At 58.6% G+C, this 19,802-nt stretch carries 17 protein-coding genes; 1 reads left to right on the top strand and 16 read right to left on the bottom strand.

Annotated features, from left to right (window positions below):
* Window positions 1–82 precede the first annotated feature (82 nt).
* From flhE to D5066_RS10720, 14 genes are all read right to left on the bottom strand, one after another.
* Window positions 83–475 (bottom strand): flagellar protein FlhE, encoded by a 393-nt coding sequence (gene flhE, locus D5066_RS10655; protein WP_080329478.1) that lies wholly within the window; start codon window positions 473–475, stop codon window positions 83–85.
* Window positions 475–2,553 carry a flagellar biosynthesis protein FlhA gene (gene flhA, locus D5066_RS10660; protein ID WP_080329479.1) on the bottom strand — a complete coding sequence of 693 codons (2,079 nt, stop codon included), beginning with the start codon at window positions 2,551–2,553 and terminating at the stop codon, window positions 475–477. The genes flhE and flhA overlap by 1 nt, the downstream gene beginning before the upstream one ends.
* Complete coding sequence (gene flhB / locus D5066_RS10665; RefSeq protein ID WP_041909432.1) at window positions 2,546–3,694, bottom strand: flagellar biosynthesis protein FlhB; 1,149 nt, start codon at window positions 3,692–3,694, stop codon at window positions 2,546–2,548. The genes flhA and flhB overlap by 8 nt, the downstream gene beginning before the upstream one ends.
* A gap of 148 nt (window positions 3,695–3,842) precedes the next feature.
* Window positions 3,843–4,487 (bottom strand): protein phosphatase CheZ, encoded by a 645-nt coding sequence (cheZ, locus tag D5066_RS10670; protein WP_023312251.1) that lies wholly within the window; start codon window positions 4,485–4,487, stop codon window positions 3,843–3,845.
* Between the two features lie 10 nt (window positions 4,488–4,497).
* Window positions 4,498–4,887, bottom strand: coding sequence for a chemotaxis response regulator CheY (gene cheY, locus D5066_RS10675; RefSeq protein ID WP_008500431.1), 390 nt, complete (start codon window positions 4,885–4,887; stop codon window positions 4,498–4,500).
* Between the two features lie 17 nt (window positions 4,888–4,904).
* Entirely contained in the window at window positions 4,905–5,954 is a 1,050-nt protein-coding gene (locus D5066_RS10680) for a protein-glutamate methylesterase/protein-glutamine glutaminase (protein ID WP_014884341.1), read from the bottom strand.
* Complete coding sequence (gene cheR / locus D5066_RS10685; protein WP_119915920.1) at window positions 5,951–6,817, bottom strand: protein-glutamate O-methyltransferase CheR; 867 nt, start codon at window positions 6,815–6,817, stop codon at window positions 5,951–5,953. The genes D5066_RS10680 and cheR overlap by 4 nt, the downstream gene beginning before the upstream one ends.
* Window positions 6,818–6,836: 19 nt before the next feature.
* A complete protein-coding gene (gene tap, locus D5066_RS10690) occupies window positions 6,837–8,438 on the bottom strand; it encodes a methyl-accepting chemotaxis protein IV (RefSeq protein ID WP_119915921.1) in 1,602 nt (533 codons plus the stop codon).
* A gap of 44 nt (window positions 8,439–8,482) precedes the next feature.
* Window positions 8,483–10,150: a methyl-accepting chemotaxis protein II gene (gene tar / locus D5066_RS10695; RefSeq protein ID WP_119915922.1), complete on the bottom strand. Its 1,668-nt coding sequence runs from the start codon at window positions 10,148–10,150 to the stop codon at window positions 8,483–8,485.
* Between the two features lie 84 nt (window positions 10,151–10,234).
* Window positions 10,235–11,197: a Csu type fimbrial protein gene (locus D5066_RS10700; protein WP_080329487.1), complete on the bottom strand. Its 963-nt coding sequence runs from the start codon at window positions 11,195–11,197 to the stop codon at window positions 10,235–10,237.
* Window positions 11,194–13,578: a fimbria/pilus outer membrane usher protein gene (locus D5066_RS10705; protein WP_119915923.1), complete on the bottom strand. Its 2,385-nt coding sequence runs from the start codon at window positions 13,576–13,578 to the stop codon at window positions 11,194–11,196. Before D5066_RS10705 ends, D5066_RS10700 begins: the two co-directional genes overlap by 4 nt.
* Entirely contained in the window at window positions 13,554–14,312 is a 759-nt protein-coding gene (locus tag D5066_RS10710) for a fimbrial biogenesis chaperone (protein ID WP_119915924.1), read from the bottom strand. The genes D5066_RS10705 and D5066_RS10710 overlap by 25 nt, the downstream gene beginning before the upstream one ends.
* Window positions 14,313–14,328: 16 nt before the next feature.
* On the bottom strand, window positions 14,329–14,877 hold the full coding sequence (locus D5066_RS10715; RefSeq protein ID WP_119915925.1) for a Csu type fimbrial protein: 549 nt from the start codon (window positions 14,875–14,877) through the stop codon (window positions 14,329–14,331).
* A gap of 12 nt (window positions 14,878–14,889) precedes the next feature.
* Window positions 14,890–15,462, bottom strand: a complete 573-nt coding sequence (locus D5066_RS10720; RefSeq protein WP_080329491.1) for a Csu type fimbrial protein — start codon at window positions 15,460–15,462, stop codon at window positions 14,890–14,892.
* 430 nt (window positions 15,463–15,892) lie between these two features.
* On the opposite strand from D5066_RS10720, the gene D5066_RS10725 reads away from it, so the two are divergent.
* Window positions 15,893–17,152 (top strand): dicarboxylate/amino acid:cation symporter, encoded by a 1,260-nt coding sequence (locus D5066_RS10725; protein WP_028018606.1) that lies wholly within the window; start codon window positions 15,893–15,895, stop codon window positions 17,150–17,152.
* A 95-nt stretch (window positions 17,153–17,247) separates the two neighbouring features.
* On the opposite strand, the gene cheW is transcribed toward D5066_RS10725, so the two are convergent.
* Both cheW and cheA read right to left on the bottom strand, forming a co-directional pair.
* A complete protein-coding gene (gene cheW / locus D5066_RS10730) occupies window positions 17,248–17,751 on the bottom strand; it encodes a chemotaxis protein CheW (RefSeq protein ID WP_008500420.1) in 504 nt (167 codons plus the stop codon).
* Between the two features lie 19 nt (window positions 17,752–17,770).
* On the bottom strand, window positions 17,771–19,801 hold the full coding sequence (cheA, locus tag D5066_RS10735) for a chemotaxis protein CheA (protein WP_080329492.1): 2,031 nt from the start codon (window positions 19,799–19,801) through the stop codon (window positions 17,771–17,773).
* Between the last annotated feature and the right edge of the window lies 1 nt (window position 19,802).

A 19,802-nucleotide genomic window follows, 5' to 3' on the forward strand; every position in this document is an offset into this window, starting at 1 on the left:
GTTTCTGTTGCATCAAAAGGCGAGGTCAATTTTGCGAGACAGCCATCAGAATTGACTGATGGCTGGTGAAAAAGGCAGGCAGCTAGCGGTAGTTGACGATGACAGAATTACTCTGCACCTTCAGCGCCGGGATCAAACGTCCTCCGCCCGGCACTTCCCAGATAAAACGCAACGGCTCTATGGCAGGAACACCGTTGAACGCCTGCGTTGTGCCATTTTCGCCGTCGATTTCCGTGCAGCGGCTCTGTGAGCAGAGGCGCACCCGCAGACCGGCTGGCGTTGGGCCAATCAGCTTGTAGTTCCACACCACGAGCCCCATCTGACCGGAAACCCCTTCAGAAGGCGACAGCGGATTAGAAGACATGGCGACACCCCGGTTGCTGAGGGTCACGCCCATGCTGCTTGCCTGCCAGCTCCCTTCCCCGGCCGCCTGAGCCGCCAGCGGGAAGAGCACAATCCATAGCCATTTACCCATTATTTTCCTCCAATCGTCGCGGTCATGCGGATATGACGGTTATCCGACAGCTCCAGATTCGACAGCACAACCAGCTGATTCAGGCTTCGGCGCAGGAAGCGCGACAGCAGCGGACGCAGCGCGTGGTTAACCAGCAGCACCGGCGGCGCGCCCAGCATCTCCTGACGCGCCAGCGCCTCCTGGGTCTGTTCCAGCAGGCGATCCGCCAGGCCAGGCTCGAGGCCGCCGCCGCCCTGCAGCGCCTGCAGCAGCAGACGCTCAAGGGGCGTATCGAGGCCAATAACCTGGACTTCGCCGGTTCCCGGGAACCACTGCTGGGTGATTGCCCGTCCCAGCGCCACGCGCACTACCGCCGTGAGCTCGTGCGGATCGCTCTGCAGCGGCGCGTGCTCGGCAAGGGTTTCCAGAATGGTACGCATATCGCGGATCGGCACCTTTTCCTCGAGCAGGTTTTGCAGCACCTTGTGCAACGTGGTTAACGTCAGCACGCCGGGCACCAGGTCTTCCGTCAGCTTCGGCATCTCCTGCGTCACGCGGTCGAGAAGCTGCTGCGCTTCCTGACGGCCAAACAGCTCTGCCGAGAATTGCCCAATCAGGTGATTAAGGTGGGTCGCCACCACGGTACTGGCTTCGACAACCGTATACCCCTGAATTTGCGCCTGCTCTTTCAGCGCACTTTCAATCCAGATGGCCGCCAGGCCAAAAGCAGGATCGACGGTCTGTTCGCCCGGCAGCGTGCCTGCTGCGGTGCCAGGGTTAATCGCCAGCCAGCGGCCCGGGTAAGCATCGCCGCTGCCAATTTCAACACCCTTCATCAGAATGCGGTAGCGCGCAGGCGGCAGATCCATATTGTCGCGGATGTGAACCACTGGCGGCAGGAAGCCCATGTCCTGGGCGAATTTTTTACGGATACTGCGGATACGGCCAAGCAGCTCGCCATCCTGCTGGAAATCCACCATTGGGATCAGGCGATACCCCACCTCCATTCCCAGGGAATCTTCCAGTTGAACGTCGTTCCACGTCGCCTCTACGGCCTGGTTGTTCTCCGGCATTTTCACCGGAACCGGATCCGCAGCCGGTTTGGCCTCACGGCCACGCATCCACCAGGCCAGGCCCAGCAACCCTGCCGTGAACAGCAGGAACACGAGGTTTGGCATCCCCGGCACCAGGCCGAGCAGGCCCAGAACAGCAGCCGCCAGCAGCATCACGCGCGGGTTACTGAAGAGCTGGCCAACCATCTGCTCGCCAACGTCCTGATCGGTACTCACGCGGGTCACAATTACACCCGCTGCAGTGGAGATCACCAGCGCCGGGATCTGCGCGACCAGACCGTCACCAATGGTCAGCAGCGTATAGCTTTCCGCCGCGTGGCCCATGTCCATACCGTGCTGCAGCACACCTACCAGCAGGCCGCCGACCACGTTAATCACCATGATCAGAATGCCCGCGATGGCATCACCGCGCACAAACTTACTCGCACCGTCCATGGAGCCGTAGAAGTCCGCTTCCTGGGTCACTTCCGCGCGGCGCTTCTTCGCCTCATCTTCGGCAATCAGCCCGGCGTTCAGGTCGGCGTCGATCGCCATCTGCTTGCCCGGCATCCCGTCCAGCACAAAACGCGCGCCCACTTCCGCGATACGCCCCGCACCTTTGGTGATAACCATAAAGTTGATGATAACGAGGATAACGAACACCACGATCCCGATAGCGAAGTTCCCGCCCACCAGGAAATGGCCGAAGGCCTCGACCACCTTACCCGCCGCTGCCGCACCGGTGTGGCCTTCCATCAGGATGATACGCGTGGAAGCCACGTTTAGCGCCAGTCGCAGCAAAGTGGTAAACAGCAGAATGGTCGGGAACGCGGCGAACTCCAGCGTGCGCTGGGTGAACATCGCCACCAGCAGCACCATAATGGACAGTGCAATATTGAAGGTGAAAAGCAGATCGAGGATGAACGCCGGGAGCGGCAGTACCATCATCGACAGAATCAACAGGATGAGGATCGGCCCGGCAAGGATCTGCCATTGAGTCGATTTCAGGTTGCCGGGCAGGCGCAACATTGCCACCAGATTAGCCATCAGTGTCCTTCTCGTTCATAAAATCCAGCGCGGCAGGCACCGGAAGGTTCTCAGGTTTGACGGGCCGTTGACCGCCGGCCAGACGCCAGCGCTTCAATTGCCATACCCAGGCCAGCACTTCCGCTACCGCGGCGTAGAGCTGTCCAGGGATTTGTTGTCCGATATCCGCGTGGCGGTAGAGGGCTCGCGCCAGCGGCGGGGCTTCCAGGATCGGCACGCGGTTTTCGGTGCCAATTTCCCGGATTCGCAGCGCAATCAGCCCTGCCCCTTTCGCCACCACTTTCGGCGCGCTCATTTTGTTTTCGTCGTAGCGCAGCGCCACGGAATAGTGTGTCGGGTTGGTAACGATGACGTCCGCCTTCGGCACATCTTCCATCATGCGACGACGGGCGGCGGCACGCTGCATCTGGCGGATGCGCCCCTTCACGTGCGGGTCACCTTCCATCTGCTTATATTCGTCGCGGATGTCCTGACGTGACATCCGCAGTTTCTTGAAGTGGGAATAGAGCTGGAAGATCACGTCAAAACCCACCATCGGGATAATGCTGAGCACCACCAGCAGCGCGCAGAGCCCGACCAGGTTCAGCGCATTGCTCATCGCGGTAAGGGGCGACTCGCTGATAAGGCGCATCATTTCTGGCCAGTGATACCAGAGGAAAAACCCTGCGGAACTGCCCATCAGCACCGATTTGAGAATGGCCTTGAGCAGCTCGGCCCCGGTTTGCGCAGAGAACATTTTTGCAATGCCCGGCAGCGGGTTCAGTTTCGAAAATTTGGGTTGCAGCGATTTCCCGCTAAAGACCAGGCCGCCCAGCATCACCGGAGAGACCAGCGCCACCAGCACCACGCCGGTAATCAGGGGCAGCAGCGCAACCATGGCCCCTTTTATCAGCTGAATAATCTGGCTGAGGATAAGATTAGGGTCGTTGACCATGCTGTGGTCAAAACGTAAGCCGGTGGAGAGCATCCCCGCCAGTTTGCGGGCGAGCGACTCCCCACCCCACCAGATAATGCACACCCCTACGATAAGGATCAGCAGGGAGGTCAATTCTCGGGATCGGGGTATCTGCCCTTCCTCACGCGCTTTTTCAAGTCGGTGGGGTGTGGGGGCTTCCGTTTTGTCGTCGTTCTCTTCTGCCACAGTGCATGCTCAGCCCATTACGTCACGGGTATCATGCCAGCGCAGCGGAAATCCAATGGCGGGAAAAGCCCGTTTATTCGGGCTCTTTTCGGTGATTTTGTCGTAAACCGCCTCAGGCGGCGTAAACCCCCTGAGGCGAAATGGACAATCAGAAGCCAAGGCTGTCCAGCAGGTCGTCCACCTGGTCCTGGCTTGCCACCACGCCCGCCTTGCTGGCGTCGAGCTGTGGACCATTGAGCAGACTTTCGTTCTCGCGTTTTGGACGGGCAGCCGGTTCCGGGATGTTCTCCAGCAGAACCATCAGCAGCTGGCGCTCTATCTCCTGGATAACATCCATCATGCGTTTGATCACCTGACCGGTCAGGTCCTGGAAATCCTGCGCCATCATGATGTCCAGCAGCTGGGCGTTGGTGAAGCTGGTGTGGCCCGGCACATCCCCCAGGTACTGACGGGTATCCGTAACCAGTTCGCGGGCATCCGCCAGCTCGATAGGGTTCTCAAACCACTCATCCCAGCGTTTGCTCAGCGCTTTCGCCCCCTTTTCCATCGCATCCTGGTGCGGCTGTGACGCTTCAACGCTGTTCAGCGCGCGTTCAGCCGCCTGAGCGGTCATCTGCACAACGTAGTCCAGACGGTCACGCGCGTCAGGAATGGCTTCCGCCGCTTCGGCAATGGCCTGATCCAGCCCCAGCTCGCGCAGGCTGTCACGCAGCATGCGCGTCAGGCTGCCGATGCGGACGATGATATCGCTCGGCGAGTGTTCTTCAACGGGTTTCATAGCAGGTTGCAACATTTCCATCACCTCACATGCCGAGTTTCTCGAAGATCTTGCCGAGCTTCTCTTCCAGGGTTGCCGCGGTGAATGGCTTCACCACGTAGCCGCTTGCGCCTGCCTGTGCAGCAGCAATGATGTTCTCTTTTTTCGCTTCTGCCGTGACCATGAGCACCGGCATAGAGGCCATACCCGCGTCTGCACGAATGGTTTTCAGCAGCTCCAGACCGTCCATGTTTGGCATGTTCCAGTCGGAGATCACAAAACCAAACCCGCCAGCCTGCAGTTTGTTCAACGCATCAACGCCGTCTTCTGCTTCTTCAACGTTGTTGAAGCCCAGCTCTTTCAGCAGGTTGCGCACAATGCGACGCATGGTGGAAAAGTCATCCACAACCAAAAACTTAAGCTCTTTATCCGCCATAAAATAATACTCCTGAGTCAAATACGTATTGCCTGTCCGGCACTGATTTTCGCCAGCATCTGCTGGCTTACCTGGCTAAGATCGACCACTTCGCTCACGCCACCCATATTGATGGCCTCGCGCGGCATGCCGAACACCACACAACTTGCTTCATTCTGCGCAATCGTCCAGGCGCCAGCCTGGTGCATTGCAAGCATTCCGGCGGCCCCGTCGTTGCCCATCCCCGTCAGGATCACCCCAACGGCGTTGCGCCCCGCATGTTTCGCCACCGAATGAAACAGCACATCCACCGACGGACGGTGCCGGTTAACCGGCGGTCCGTCATGAATTTTGATTTGATAGTTAGCGCCGCTGCGCGCCAGCTCCATATGCTTGTCCCCCGGCGCGATATACGCATGTCCCGGGAGAACACGCTCGCCGTCTTCCGCCTCTTTCACGCTGATCTGGCACAGCTTATTCAGGCGTTCGGCGAAGGAACGGGTAAAGCCAGGCGGCATATGTTGAGTGATCAGAATACCCGGACTTGAAAGCGGCAATGGCTGGAGTACATGACGAATTGCCTCTGTTCCTCCGGTTGACGCTCCAATGACCAGCAGTTTTTCCGAGCTGAGTAACGGTCCGGCCTTCAGGGTTGCCGGCGCGGCCATCGGTTTGTGGGCCGCGAGCTTCGCGCGCGATGCGGTACGGATTTTCTCCGCGATCATCTCGCTGTAGGCCAGCATCCCCTCGCGAATGCCGAGCTGCGGTTTGGTGACAAAATCCACCGCCCCCAGCTCCAGCGCGCGCAGGGTGATCTCCGATCCTTTCCCGGTCAGGGAGGAGACCATCACCACCGGCATGGGCCGCAGCCGCATCAATTTCTCCAGGAAATCTATGCCATCCATGCGCGGCATTTCGACATCCAGCGTTAGCACGTCGGGGTTATATTTTTTAATTAAATCCCGCGCTACCAGCGGATCTGGCGCTGTGGCCACCATCTCCATGTCGCTGTGGCTATTGATGATTTCAGTCATGATCTGACGCATCAGCGCTGAATCATCGACAGACAATACCCTGATTTTACTCATGCTTTTTCCTTACTCAGCGCATATACCGTTTGCCCACGCAGGCTAAACTCACGCGCGAGGTTGCTGAAGTTTTCCGAGTGCCCGGCAAACAGTAAACCGTCAGGCTTGAGCAACGGAACAAACCGACGCAGAATGTCCTGTTGCGTCGTTTTATCAAAATAAATCATGACGTTACGGCAAAAAATGGCGTCGAAAGGCCCCGGCACGTTGTACTGCTTATCCAGCAGGTTAACGGGCGCGAATTCGACGCAGTTCGCCAGCTCCTGGCGTACGCGTACCAGGCCTTCATGCGGGCCCGTCCCGCGCATGAAGTAACGCTGCAGCTGCTGCGGCGACAGCGTTTTCAGCTCGTCCTGGCGATACACGCCGTTACGCGCCTTCTCCAGCACCTCGGTGTCAATATCGCTGGCGTAGACTTTCCAGCGTCCCGGCACCATGCCCAGCGTATCGGCAAGGGTGATCGCCAGCGAGTACGGCTCTTCACCCGTCGAGGCGGCCGCACTCCAGACGCGATACTCCCCGGAACGACGGCGCGCATGATCTGCCAGTACCGGAAAGTGGTGAGCTTCACGGAAAAAGGCCGTCAGGTTGGTGGTTAACGAGTTAATAAAAGCCTGCCACTCTGCGCTGTTCTGGTTCGCTTCAAGCATGCTCAGATAGCGACCAAAATCATCCAGCCCCAGCGTACGCAAGCGCCGCACCAGTCGGTTGTAGACCATGTCGCGCTTATGATCCGCAAGCACGATCCCCGCACGCTGGTAGATTAACTGACATATCCGACGAAAATGCGCGTCGGACAGCGCGAGGCGCTGTGTCATCTGCAACAATAATGACGTTTGCCCAGGGGGCATTGGTGATGTCATAGCGCCTTCTTAATTACATTCAGGATACAACTGGCACGGCCTGCGACCGTCCGACTTCTGTTACTGCTTCAACGTGCTCTTTCACATTAAATACCGCGACCAGCCCGGTGAGACGATCCGCCTGGCTGGCCAGCTGATCGGTTGCCGCTGCCGCTTCCTCAACTAACGAGGCGTTCTGTTGCGTCACCTGATCCATCTGGCTGACGGCCTGAGCAACCTGCTCTATCCCCCGACGCTGTTCGTCCGACGCCGAGGCAATTTCGCCCATGATGTCGTTCACCCGCGTGACGGAGGTAACGATTTCGTGCATGGTATGCGCCGCCGTATCCACCAGGGCAGACCCCTGCTGAACGCGCGAGACCGACTCTTCGATCAGCACCTTAATCTCTTTCGCCGCGTTGGCGCTGCGGCTCGCCAGGTTACGCACTTCCCCCGCCACCACCGCAAATCCGCGCCCTTGCTCACCGGCGCGCGCCGCTTCAACGGCGGCATTCAGCGCCAGAATGTTGGTCTGGAACGCGATACCGTCAATCACGCTGATGATGTCACCAATCTTCTGCGAGCTGGCGGCGATCTCCTGCATGGTGCTGGCGACATGGGACGCCTGGTCGCCGCCTTTCTTCGCCGTCATCGCCGCCTGTTTTGACAGGTCAGACGCCTGACGCGCGTTATCGGCATTCTGGCTTACCGTCGCGGTCAGCTGTTCCATGCTGGCCGCCGTCTGCGCCAGCGAGGCCGCCTGCTGCTCAGTGCGGGATGAGAGATCGTTGTTACCCGCCGCAATCTCTGAGATCCCGGTGTGCATGGCATAGCTGCCCTGCCGCACGTCGCTCACCGTTTCGCGCAGCGACCCCTGCATCGCCTTCAGGCTGGCAAAGATCGCCGAAATTTCATTCTTGCCATACACGGCAACCGGACGCGCCAGATCGCCTTTTGCGATACTGTCGAAGTGGCTGCTGATGATGGCCAGCGGCTGCACGATCATTCTGCGCGCCCAAAGCAGCGCCCCGCCGGTCAGTAACCCCGCCAGAATCACGACGACGGCAAAGATTACGCCCGACATGTGATAGCTGGTACGGCTCGCTTCACCGGCGCGCAGAACCGACTGGTTAATGTCCTGCTGCCACGCGTCAAAGCTGCCGTCAAACGCCGCCTGAGACGCCTGGACCGGAGCGGTCATGAAGTCCGAAAGCTGGTTGTTCTCAAGCCAGGTCGCCTGGTGGTCCAGGTCGCCATACCACTGCTCAAAATTCTTCTTCATGGCGGCCTTCAGCGCTTTCTCTTTCTCGCTGTCGGCAGCCTGCGCCGTGAAGGCTTTAAACTGCGCGTCGGCCTGTTTCAGGCTCGCGCGGGCGGTTGCCATCAGCGCCTTAATGTCATCCGGCGGATAACTCAGCGCGGTTAAGGTTCCCGCCTTGTTCAGCGCCGTGCTTGCCTGTAACAGCACGGCACGCGTTTGTGCCAGTGCGGAGCGCTGTTGATTACTCGCCTCAACGTCCTGCAAATTCTGATAGCCATCGCGAAACGCCCAAAAAGACAACCCGTTACTGCCAACCTGCAACACACCGCAAAGGATCAGAATCAAAAACAGTGTGGTCGAGATACGAATACGATTTAACATCCACGCTCCCATCAAGCGGCAAGCAGCCGCGGTTTAATTGTCAGTCAAAATGTTTCCCAGTTTTCATCTTGTCCGGTCGTCGCGGTGCGGGTACGGTTTGCAGCCGGTTCAGCGGCTGGCGCGCGATACGTCGCCTGCGGGGTGACCGTGTTTCCAGCGAGTGAAGCGAGACGAAACGCCGAGACGGCCATCTTCAGACGGCTCGCCTGGTCTTCCAGCGCAGCGGCCGCCGCAGCGGACTCCTGCACCAGCGCGGCGTTTTGTTGTGTCACGCGGTCCATTTCCGATACCGCCAGGGCAACCTGGTCGATACCACGACTCTGCTCATCAGACGCAGAGGCGATTTCACCCATGATGTCCGTCACGCGGGTAACGGCATTCACGATGTCATTCATGGTTTCCCCGGCGCTTTCCACCAGCACGGAGCCGGTATCCACGCGGGAGACGGAATCTTCAATCAGGGATTTGATCTCTTTTGCCGCATTGGCGCTGCGGCTGGCCAGGTTGCGCACTTCCCCGGCCACCACGGCAAACCCGCGCCCCTGCTCTCCGGCACGCGCGGCTTCCACGGCGGCGTTGAGCGCGAGGATGTTGGTCTGGAAGGCAATGCCGTCGATGACGCTGATAATGTCAGCGATTTTCTTCGAGCTGTCGGCGATTTCATGCATGGTTTTCACCACGCCATCCACCACGCGACCGCCGCGCTGCGCGGTCTCGGAGGCGCTTTCCGCCAGCTGCGAGGCCTGACGGGCGTTATCGGCGTTCTGCTTCACGGTTGCGGTGAGCTGCTCCATGCTGGCGGCCGTCTCCTCCAGCGCAGAGGCCTGCTGCTCGGTACGGGAGGAGAGATCGTTATTCCCCATCGCGATTTCGCTGGTGCCGGTATAGATAGCCTCGGATCCGTTACGCACGTTGGCAACGGTCTCGATTAACGAGCGCTGCATGTGGTCAACGCTGTTGGCCAGCTCGGTGATCTCATTACGCCCGGTAGCGGTCAGCGTTTTGGTCAGATCGCCAGAGGCAATCTCGCGGATATGCGCAATCACGCGGCCAAGCGGGTTGAGAAGGATATGGCGAATGCCGTACCAGACCGCCACCAGCACAATGACCAGCGCCAGAGCCAGCACGGCCATCTGCCATTTCGCAAAACGGTAGTCATTCTGGCTTTCCGTAAAGGCCGAGTGGTACAGATCGCCGCTGGCCTTCGCGTATTCCCCCAGCGCCGCGCCGAGTGCGTTTTGCATCCCCTGCGTCGGCTGTGCGAAGTAGGCGTCCATGTTGCCGCTCTCCAGGAACTGGATCAGCTCCGTCAGCCCGGCATAGTAGGCGTTGTATTTTTCGTCAATGTTCTGGCTCACCTGCGCCATCGCGGGCTGCGGAGTGATTTTTTTAAAGGCATCGTAGTGTTTTGCCGCATCAGCCAGGGTGCCGCGCGCATTTTTCAGCAGATCGGTTTTCGCGCTGCTCTGCTGATTGTTCGGATCCATCATCATGCGCGCGGATGAACGGCTCAGGTTGATACGCGTTTGCAACATCAGATCCCACGTTGACGTGAGCTCACTCTGCTGCAAGCGGAGATCGTTCGAGGCCGCGAAGCTGTCCTGATTCTGTTTTAACGACGAGAAAAAAAGCCCGCCGGAGATAAGCTGAAGTAGTGCGAAAATGACCAGCACCATCATGAGCATTGTGACAACGCGGATACGGTTCAACATACAACACCTTCTCATAGATTTATTAACGGTGTTATCGGCACAGGCCACAGGAACTTTACATTTGCGAAAGGGAAAAGCGCGGGGTTAAAACGCGACGTCAACGATCAGCGTATCGGTGTAGGTGCCGGCGGGCGGCGTGGCCTGACTGGTCAGGACTTTGGCGGTGTAATTGTAGGTCCGCAGTAAACCGTCAGAGCTGACCTGCGAGGAGGTCGCGCTGGTCCAGCGCTCGGCGCCGCTGCCGCCCCAGCGGTTGGTTGTGGCTTCTTTATAGATGTCATAACTCAGGGTGTTACTGCCGCTTACCATCCGGCGGACATTATTGAGAGCATTGGCACCGTTATTAATGCCGATGGTGTAGGTGCTGCCTTTGGTGCAGGTGACGGCAATAGCCTGGGAAACAGTGGGGAAACTTTGCACCAGCGGCGCGCTGGTAAAGTTCACGTCCGGCGTGGTCATGGCGCTGCAGTCATTGGTGACGTTCATGTTAAGCAGAATGCTGGTCGTTGCAGTGCCCGACTGGGGAGATGTACACAGGCTTCCAAGACCGACGGCGCAGACGTTGTAGTTGATGCTGAAAGTCAGCAGCACCTGGTAGGGACCGGCAGATACGTTTTGTCCGGGGACGGTGCGAAAATAGAGCGGTATGTTGTACCGCTTTGACCCGAGCAACCCCAGCAGTGTGTTCCCGCTCCAGGTATACGCTTTGCTTATCTGCACCTCGCTGCTGCTCGCGCACCCGGATAATCCGCACAGCCGGGTGGGGATCACGTCCGTGATGGCCGCGTTATCCGTACGCTTCATGGTGGCGCGGCTGTTGCCCGAAACCGATGCCGAGGTGTAGTTCAGCGTCACCGAGTCGCTGGTCAGGATGTTGAGCACGGCATCACACGCCACCACCAGCGTGCCGGTGGTTTCCACCTCCCCGGTTCCGCTGAGCGCGAACGACGTGACGCTGCCAAACGACGCATTAACCGTACTAACGGTACACGCCGCCCAGCCACCGCCGGAGAACAGCAGCAGCATCAACAGCAGCAGGCGCGTCATGGTCCCTCCCGACAAACCAGCGGACCGTAGGTTTGCAGCTTATGTTCCGGATTGGCCCCCACCGTCAGGGTCGCCGTGCAGCGCTTCCCGCCAGGGGTAATCACCTCAAGCGGGTTCACATCGCTGAGGTTTTCCAGCCAGGCGATGCCGTCATACCCCACCACCGCATTGCTGCGCGACGCGCGTCGAACCTGGCTTCCCACCGGGATCGCCTGGCCCTGCGCATCGTGCAGAATGACGCTTGCCACCCGCTCCTGCTCCATCGGGAAGTCCACCAGATAGCCGCTGTGACGGCGAATGGCGATCCGCCGCTCGGTCTCTTTCAGCCGGGTATCCGCCGGCAGATTCAGCGTGTCGATCCGGTAGCTCGCCGGATAATAGGCCGATACCCCGCTGACCAGCAGGTAGCCGTTGTTATTCGTTTTGCCGACGGGCTGGTTCTCGTAGCTGACAGGCACGTCCGGGTGCCCGTCGGTGCTGATCACCACAAACGCATCGTTGATTTTGTTCGCCGCAAACAGCTCGCCGTCCATCAGCACAACGGCGCCCATCGCTTCGCCCCACCAGGTCATGGACTCTCTTTCACCATAGCCGCCGCCCTGCAGTTCAATGTTGTTATTGCGCCAGCCCAGGGTTCCCTGTTGATAATCACGCGAGCGCGACTGGTTGGCCCAGGCCATGTTCCAGCTAAACCCGCCGTCAGAAGGCATAGAGTGGTTGTAGTTAATGCGCTGCGTGCTGCCTGCATCTGGGGTGTTTTCAACGGTGACGGCAACGCTGTCCCGTACCCCCAACGGAACCTGCAGCGACAGCGCAACCGTCCAGTCCCCACGCTGCTGGTCCCGGCTGCCGGCCAGGTAAATGCTGCTCGCCCCCCACAGATTGCGGCTCCAGGAGAGATTGAGCAGCTCCGTTTTTTGGCTGTCAAAACTCTCCACGCCAATCCAGGCCGCGCCGATATTGCCGTACTGTCCCAGATTGAAGGTCAGAGAATACTGGTCCGTATTGCGGCTAAAGCTGGCGATAGGCCGGTTATTTTCGTCATACACCGTCGGCTGATCGTAGAGCGCCAGGTTGCCGAAGCCGCGATCGCGACGGGTGTGCTGGGTGGCGATGCTAAATTCGCTGGTGCTGTACTGATAACCCCAGTTAATTTGCCCGCCGTCGTCTCCGCGCATGCGGCTTTGTGAGTAAGCGGTATTCACCACGCCAAACCGCCCGAGTTTTATCACCGTCCCCGCCCCGCCCAGCGCCAGTTCTTCTGCTCCTTCGGCGTGGCCCTCCAGCGTCAGCCAGTCGGTTAGCCCGTAGCGATACGAACCGCTGCCTGCCGCAGGACCATAGTCAAAATTTCTGATGCCGTAATTCCGCCGCAGGCTGCCAAACGTCACGGCGCCGTCGCTCAGCCCCTGCTTAAGCAAATCGCTGGTGACGTAAAACGGCAGCGTGGTACTCACCTGACGCCCCAGCGCATCGGTGGTGACCAGTACCGCATCCCCCGCCCCGTTGATATAAGGCAAATTGGTCAGGGTGAAGGGGCCCGGCTGGAGCTGGGTGGAGCCGGAGCGATAGCCGTTGATGAAGAGATCCACCGAGGTAGGCACCGCCGCCTCTCCCGAGAACTCCGGCAGCGGCCATGTCACCAGGTCCGGGCGCAGGGAGAAATCGCGTCCGTAGCTAATGCCGCCCATCCGCACGCTGGAGCTCCAGCTCAGGGCATCGCTGATCACGTCACCGGCGCTCCAGGTGGTCGCATCATCTTCATTGGTGATCAGCAGCGTGGTGTCATAGCGGACATAGCCTTCCTGCTGGCCGTCGTTGCCGGTGAAATTTTTTCGGGCATAGCCGGTGGAGGAGAACGAGCCGTTCTCATTGAAGTAGCGGAACTCGTGCCAGAGCGACGCCTGACCGCCAATATGTTCCGCATGGTTGGTATAGAAATCATAATTGAGCAGCGCCCCGCGCCCGTAATGCGGTTTGGACTGCGCCGCTTGCGCGCCAAAAGGGGTCACGCGGGCGGTGACCCAGTCGCGGGGAACGGTCAGCAGGAGGCGCTGCGCGGCGCTGTCGTACTCCACCCGTACCTGACTAAGCGTGGTGAGATCCACCTCTCCGGCGGGCACATGCTCCGGGGGAAGCCCCGCGCGCAGCAAATCGGCGCTGGAGATAAAGAAAGCGCCTTGACGCTGCGTCACGGGCACCACCAGGCCGGTGTCGTAGTGGTTAAGCACGAGGGCAAGCTGAAACACTGCCTCATCGTTTAACGCCTGCGCCTGCGGAGGCGGTGGCAAACTGTCGTCACCGGGATCGGCCCAGGTCGTGGCGCTGACGCAAAGCAGTATCATTATTGCCGGCTTCAGTTGACGGGGGGCGACTGCCATTGTTCGTCCCTGGCATTAATCTGCGCGCTCATCCTGTCTGGCTGACGTACGCCAGCGGGTATCGGCCAGCTGCGCGTGCTGCCCGGAAGGACGTAACCCAGCAACCCTTCCGCGACGGTGCGTTTCTGTCCCCCCTGCTCCAGTGACACCTGGCTCAGTCTGACATGGACATCCCCCCGATTCCGGACTTCAAGTGCAGGCTGTCCCTCCGCTTGCGTCACCCGCCAGCTCAGGTTTTGGGTCTCCACCAGCGCGTGGTGCGCCCCCTCTTTTATTGTCGGGATCCCCTGCCCGTAGACAAACAGCGGGATGGAGTAACGCATCTGTAATTTGAGGCCTATGGAAGGTTCGGCCTTCGCGTCAGGCTGGGGAATTTCGTCCACGATGATGCGGTAGGCTTGCTCGACGCCCGCAGGCACCGCGCCCTGTTTAATCAAACGAATCAGCTGCTTATTGCCCTTCTGGATGGTGACAATCGGCGGGCTGGCGACCACATCCTGCTGCGCGCTATAGCGTTCATAACCGCCCTCCTGCTTCCAGCGCACAATGCGCACCTGCATGGTCGTCGCGCTGTTTCCCTGATTCTGGATCCATAGCTCCGTGGCTCTGGCGTCGGCGTCAAGCCACGGATCGATGGGCCAGAGCAGGATGGTCGCTGCCGCCTGCGCCTGTCCGGATGCTGCAATGCCTGCCAGAACACCCGCCAGACACAGACGCCTGATAAATGGCTTCATCGCCTCTCTCCCTTTATTACCATGACAAGGTCACGGTGAGCTGATCGGAATACGTTCCTGCCGGGCTAAATCCGGTCAGTAGCGCCACGCCAAAAAGCGGCAGCGCGATGTTATTGCTGTTGGTATAGGTCACCGGTATCGCCTGGTTGACACCAATTTCGCTGTTCGCCGCCAGCGAACTGCTGCTGTAGAGCCGATAGGGGACCATTTCCGTCCCGTTTGCGCGTTTCATTCGGCGAACGGATGAATAATTCTGACCGCCATTAATACTCATGCTCAGCGCCACGCCGGGCGTGCAGGCGATGGACAAAGCTCCGTTCGGCACAAAGCTGGTGCTCACCGGCGCGCTTTCTACGCCGTTATGAGTGCCAAAATCCAGCGTACCGAGAAGCCCCCCGCTGCCGGTAGCGACCGCGCAGCCCGGTACAATGATCGCGCTGACCTTAAACGACTGCGAGGTCACCGCGTTTGCCGGGGAAACCATCAATAGCCCGAGCACCAGCGCGGCAAAAGGCTGCACGGATCCCTCTGCGCAGTTGCGCAGACATATAAAAGATGCCCTCATGGCAGTGCTGGTCTAATAGGTCACGCTGACGTTAATCGTGTCGGTGTAAGTGCCCGGAACCACCGTCACGCTGTTACCGCCGCCGGTAATGCGTCCGTACAGGGTATAGCTGTCCACCCCGCCCGCCGTGGAAGTTATCGGCAGCGCAGCGTTATTCGCAATCACGGTATTAAACCCGCTATCGCTGTACAGGCTGTACGCCACGCCCTGCGCTGCGTTGGCCGTATTCACCAGATAGCGCTCTGGCGTACCGGGCGAGCCGACAACGGAGCCGGGCGCGGTGGAGTGGGTATTCCCGGTGATCGCCACCGTATAGCTGGCGGTCGTACATTGAATGGTGAAGGTGTTTCCGCCGCTGGCACCGCTCAGCTGCGTCGTAAGAGTGGAAAAGGTAGCCGGATGGGTACCGAAATCGAGCGTACCGAAGTTAATGCCGCTTTGCGCTGGCGATCCATTAATCAGGCAGCCGTTTGTCAGCGTCAGCGTGGCACCAATGGTGCCGTTGCTGGTGACCGCCAGCGCCTGATGGGCCGTTGTCGCAGTCAGCAACGCGCCTGCGCAGATCAAAAGAAGTTTTCTTTTCATTTACCACCCTCCAGAAGACGTCTCCGTTCCCTTGCGACATTTTATTTTTAACGTTCAAGATGTTAGCCCCGCTTAACGTTCCTCAGAGGGGGGTTACTGAGAATTTAGTTTACGGATATCGCTTCGACCACCCGCGACGCGCAGAGACAAACCAATGTCTTATTGACAGTTTTTTTGTTTAAAAATCAGAAAGTTAAAAAAGAAGAAAGAAAAAAACCACTGCGAAAACTGAGGATATATCCGCTAAAGTGTGATAAGCATCACAATATATCGTCACGCCAATAACAACAAAACTAATAAAAATTAAAAAGGAGTTGTATCCCCCTACGCTTTGCGTCAATTTATGTGCCGAATATTTTCCCGCGCAGTAATAAAAAATTTATATGTATCGGCGCGGGCTACATCTGAAGCGCATAGAGGGTCTTTTTTCGTGGCAAGTGCAAACAAACTCACACTCTTCATCGTGATATTCATGCTGGCGGGTATTCTTTCAGGGGCGGCAATTCACGAGTACGCATCTGCGGATGCCATCAAAGCCTGGTCGGATAATATTACCCTTCTGACCGATATTTTCCTCCGTCTGATCAAAATGGTCATTGCGCCGCTGGTCTTCAGCACGCTGACCGTAGGCATTATGAAGCTGGGTGAAACCTCTACCATTGGTCGTGTGGGCGGCAAAGCGATGGTGTGGTTTATCAGCTCATCCGTGCTTTCTATTCTGGTTGGTCTGTTTATCGTCACGCTGGAGCATCCCGGAAGCGGCCTGAACCTGACTATTCCAACCGAGGCGGTGGATACCGGTCTGGCCGTGGGCGGGATGACGCTGAAAGCGTTCCTGTCTCACACCATTCCAACCAGCATCGCAGGGGCGATGTCGAACAATGAGATCCTGCAGATTGTGGTGTTCTCAATGTTCTTCGGCATCGGCGGCGCATCGCTGGGGCAGAAATTCAACGCGCCGCTGGTTGCCGCGCTGGATGTGGTTTCGCATATCATGCTGAAGGTAACGGGTTACGTGATGTACGTTGCGCCGCTGGCCATCTTCGCGGCGATCTCCTCCGTCATTGCCACGCAGGGTCTGGGCATCCTGCTGAACTACGCCTCCTTTATTGGCGGCTACTATGTTGCCATCCTGCTCACCTGCATGGTGCTGCTGGCCGTAGGCTACATGGTATTGAAAAAAGAGGTGTTTCGCCTGGTCAGCATGCTGAAAGATCCGGTACTGGTTGCGTTCACCACCAGCAGTTCTGAAGCGGCCTACCCTAAAACGCTGGAACAGCTGGAGCGCTTTGGCTGCTCGCGCAATATTGCCTCTTTCGTTCTGCCGATTGGCTACTCCTTCAACCTGGTGGGGTCGATGGTGTACTGCTCTTTCGCCTCGATGTTTATCGCTCAGGCGTACAACATTCACCTGAGCTTCTCTGAGGTAACGGTGCTGATGTTGACCCTGATGCTGGCGTCGAAAGGGATTGCGGGCGTGCCGCGTTCTTCGCTGGTGGTGCTGGCCGCGACGATCCCGAGCTTTAACATTCCAGTGGCGGGCATTCTGCTGCTGATGGGGATTGACCACTTCCTGGATATGGGCCGTTCCGCAATTAACGTGCTGGGGAACGGGATAGCGACGGCGATGCTCTCGCAGAACGAAGGCGCTCGCGAAGCGGAAGCTGAGCTGGTAGAGCAGGAAGCGTAGGGCATGAAAAAGCCGGGTGGCGGCTTCGCCTTACCCGGCCTACAAATGGCTCGAACACGTAGGCCGGGTAAGCGTCAGCGCCACCCGGCTTTGTTTTACGCTACATGACTCGCCGCGATATCCAGCAGCGCCATCTCGTCGCTGTTCAGCAACTTCTCGATATTCACCAGAATCAGCATACGCTCGCCGAGCGCCCCCAGACCGGTCAGGTATTCCGTCGACAGCGTGACCGCAAACTCCGGCGCAGGGCGAATCTGATCGGAGGTCAGGGAGAGGACGTCAGATACGCCATCCACCACGATACCCACCACGCGCTGCCCCAGGTTCAGGACGATCACCACGGTGTTGTCGTTATAGTCAACGTCGCCCTGGCTGAACTTCACGCGCAGATCCACGATTGGCACAATGACGCCGCGCAGGTTGGTGACGCCTTTAATAAACGCAGGCGTGTTTGCGATGCGGGTAACCTGGTCGTAACCACGAATTTCCTGCACTTTCAGGATATCGATGCCGTACTCCTCATCGCCCAAAGTGAATACCAGGAACTCCTGCCCTGATGGCTCGCCCGCCAGTTTCGTTACATTACTCATACCGGTCATGTTATTACCTTCTACTTAATCAGGCGGCTGTGTACGCCACACGTTGTTCACGATTTAATCCCTGAAGCGCCGACACATCGACGATCAGCGCCACGCTACCATCCCCGAGAATGGTGGCAGCGGAAATACCCGGCACCTTGCGGTAGTTGCTTTCGAGGTTCTTCACCACCACCTGGTGCTGACCAATCAGCTGATCGACCAGCAGCGCGTAGCGACGGCCCGCACTTTGCAGGATCACCACAATCCCCTGCGTGGCCTCGGTTTTCGCCCCGTCCACTTCAAACACTTTCCACAGCTCGACCAGCGGCAGGTACTCGCCGCGCACTTCCAGCACGCGCTCGCCGCCCGCCAGAGGATGCAGATCTTCTTCACGCGGCTGGAGGGATTCCATCACCGCGTTCAGCGGCAGAATAAAGACTTCGTCCGCGACTTTGACTGACATGCCGTCGAGGATTGCCAGCGTCAGCGGCAGCAGGATGCGGATAGTGGTGCCGGAACCCTGTTTAGACTGGATCTCAACGTGGCCGCCCATCTCCTGGATGTTACGTTTCACCACGTCCATGCCGACGCCGCGCCCGGAAACGTCCGTCACCTGCTCGGCGGTCGAGAAGCCCGGCGCGAAGATCAGCATGCCCACTTCTTCGTCGGTCATGTTTTCATTGACCGCCATCCCCTGCGAAATGGCTTTTGCCAGGATGCGCTCGCGATTAAGACCGGCGCCGTCATCGGTCACTTCAATGCAGATATTCCCGCCCTGATGTTCCGCTGAGAGGATCAGGTTCCCGACCGGGGATTTTCCGGCGGCAATGCGGTTTTCCGGCAGTTCGATACCGTGGTCGAGGCTGTTACGCACCAGGTGCGTTAACGGGTCGATGATGCGCTCGATCAGGCTCTTATCCAGCTCCGTTGAGCTGCCCATCAGGGTCAGTTCAATCTGCTTATTCAGCTTGCTGGCAAGGTCGCGCACCAGACGCGGGAAGCGGCTGAAGACATATTCCATCGGCATCATACGGATGGACATGACCGATTCCTGCAGATCCCGGGCGTTACGCTGCAGCTGACCCATGCTGGTAATCAGATCGCCGTGCGTGACCGGGTCCAGTTCGTTAGAGCGCTGCGCCAGCATGGACTGGGTGATCACCAGTTCGCCAACCAGGTTAATCAGCTGGTCAACCTTCTCAACGGCAACGCGAATGCTGGTGGACTCGCTGGAGCGCGCGGCTGGTTTTTCCGCGCGGCCAGGCGCCGCGGGCTCTTTTGGCACCGCCTTCAGCGCCGGAGCCGCAACAGCTGGTGCCGCAGCCTGCGCGACGACGGCCACCTCTTCTTGCGCAGCTGGCGCTTCTGCCGGGGCGGTTTCCGTTTCGAAGGCAATCTGGTCGGCTTCAATCACAAAGCACAGCACCGCCACGATGTCGTCCTGATCGATTCCGTCATCCAGGGTCGCCGCGAGGCTGTCCTTACCTTTCACCACGTTAGTTAATTTCGCCAGGTTACCCAGCTCTTCTTCCAGCAGGTTAACTTCATTCTCTTTCAGGCGTGACAGCACAACGCGCAGTTTGCCTGCTTGTGCAGCGGCTGGCGCGGCCTCTTCGGCAGCGGATGCATCGACAACGCTCAGCTTCGCCGCAGGGACAACGGCTGCAGCGACTTCACCTTTCGCTTCCAGGGCGAGCTGGCGCAGCGCATTACAGATGTATTCAAAGCTGGCGGCATCAGGCTCTGCCGAGCTTTTATAGGCGTCGAGCTGTTCCTGCATAATATCTTTGGTTTCCAAAAACAGGTTGATAATGTCGGTATTGAGCTGCATCTCACCGCGTCGTGCTTCATCAAGCAGGTTTTCCATTAAGTGGGTGGTTTCCTGCAGGATGGTAAATCCAAACGTTCCGGCTCCGCCTTTAATGGAATGCGCCGCGCGGAAGATGGCATTGAGCTGCTCGGAGTCCGGTGCTTCGGGCACCAGATCGAGCAAATGTTGCTCCATATCCGCCAACAGTTCGTCGGCTTCATCAAAGAATGTCTGGTAAAAATCGCTAATATCCATGCTCACG

The sequence above is a fragment of the Enterobacter chuandaensis genome (genome assembly GCF_003594915.1).
GTDB classification, from domain to species: Bacteria; Pseudomonadota; Gammaproteobacteria; order Enterobacterales; family Enterobacteriaceae; genus Enterobacter; species Enterobacter chuandaensis.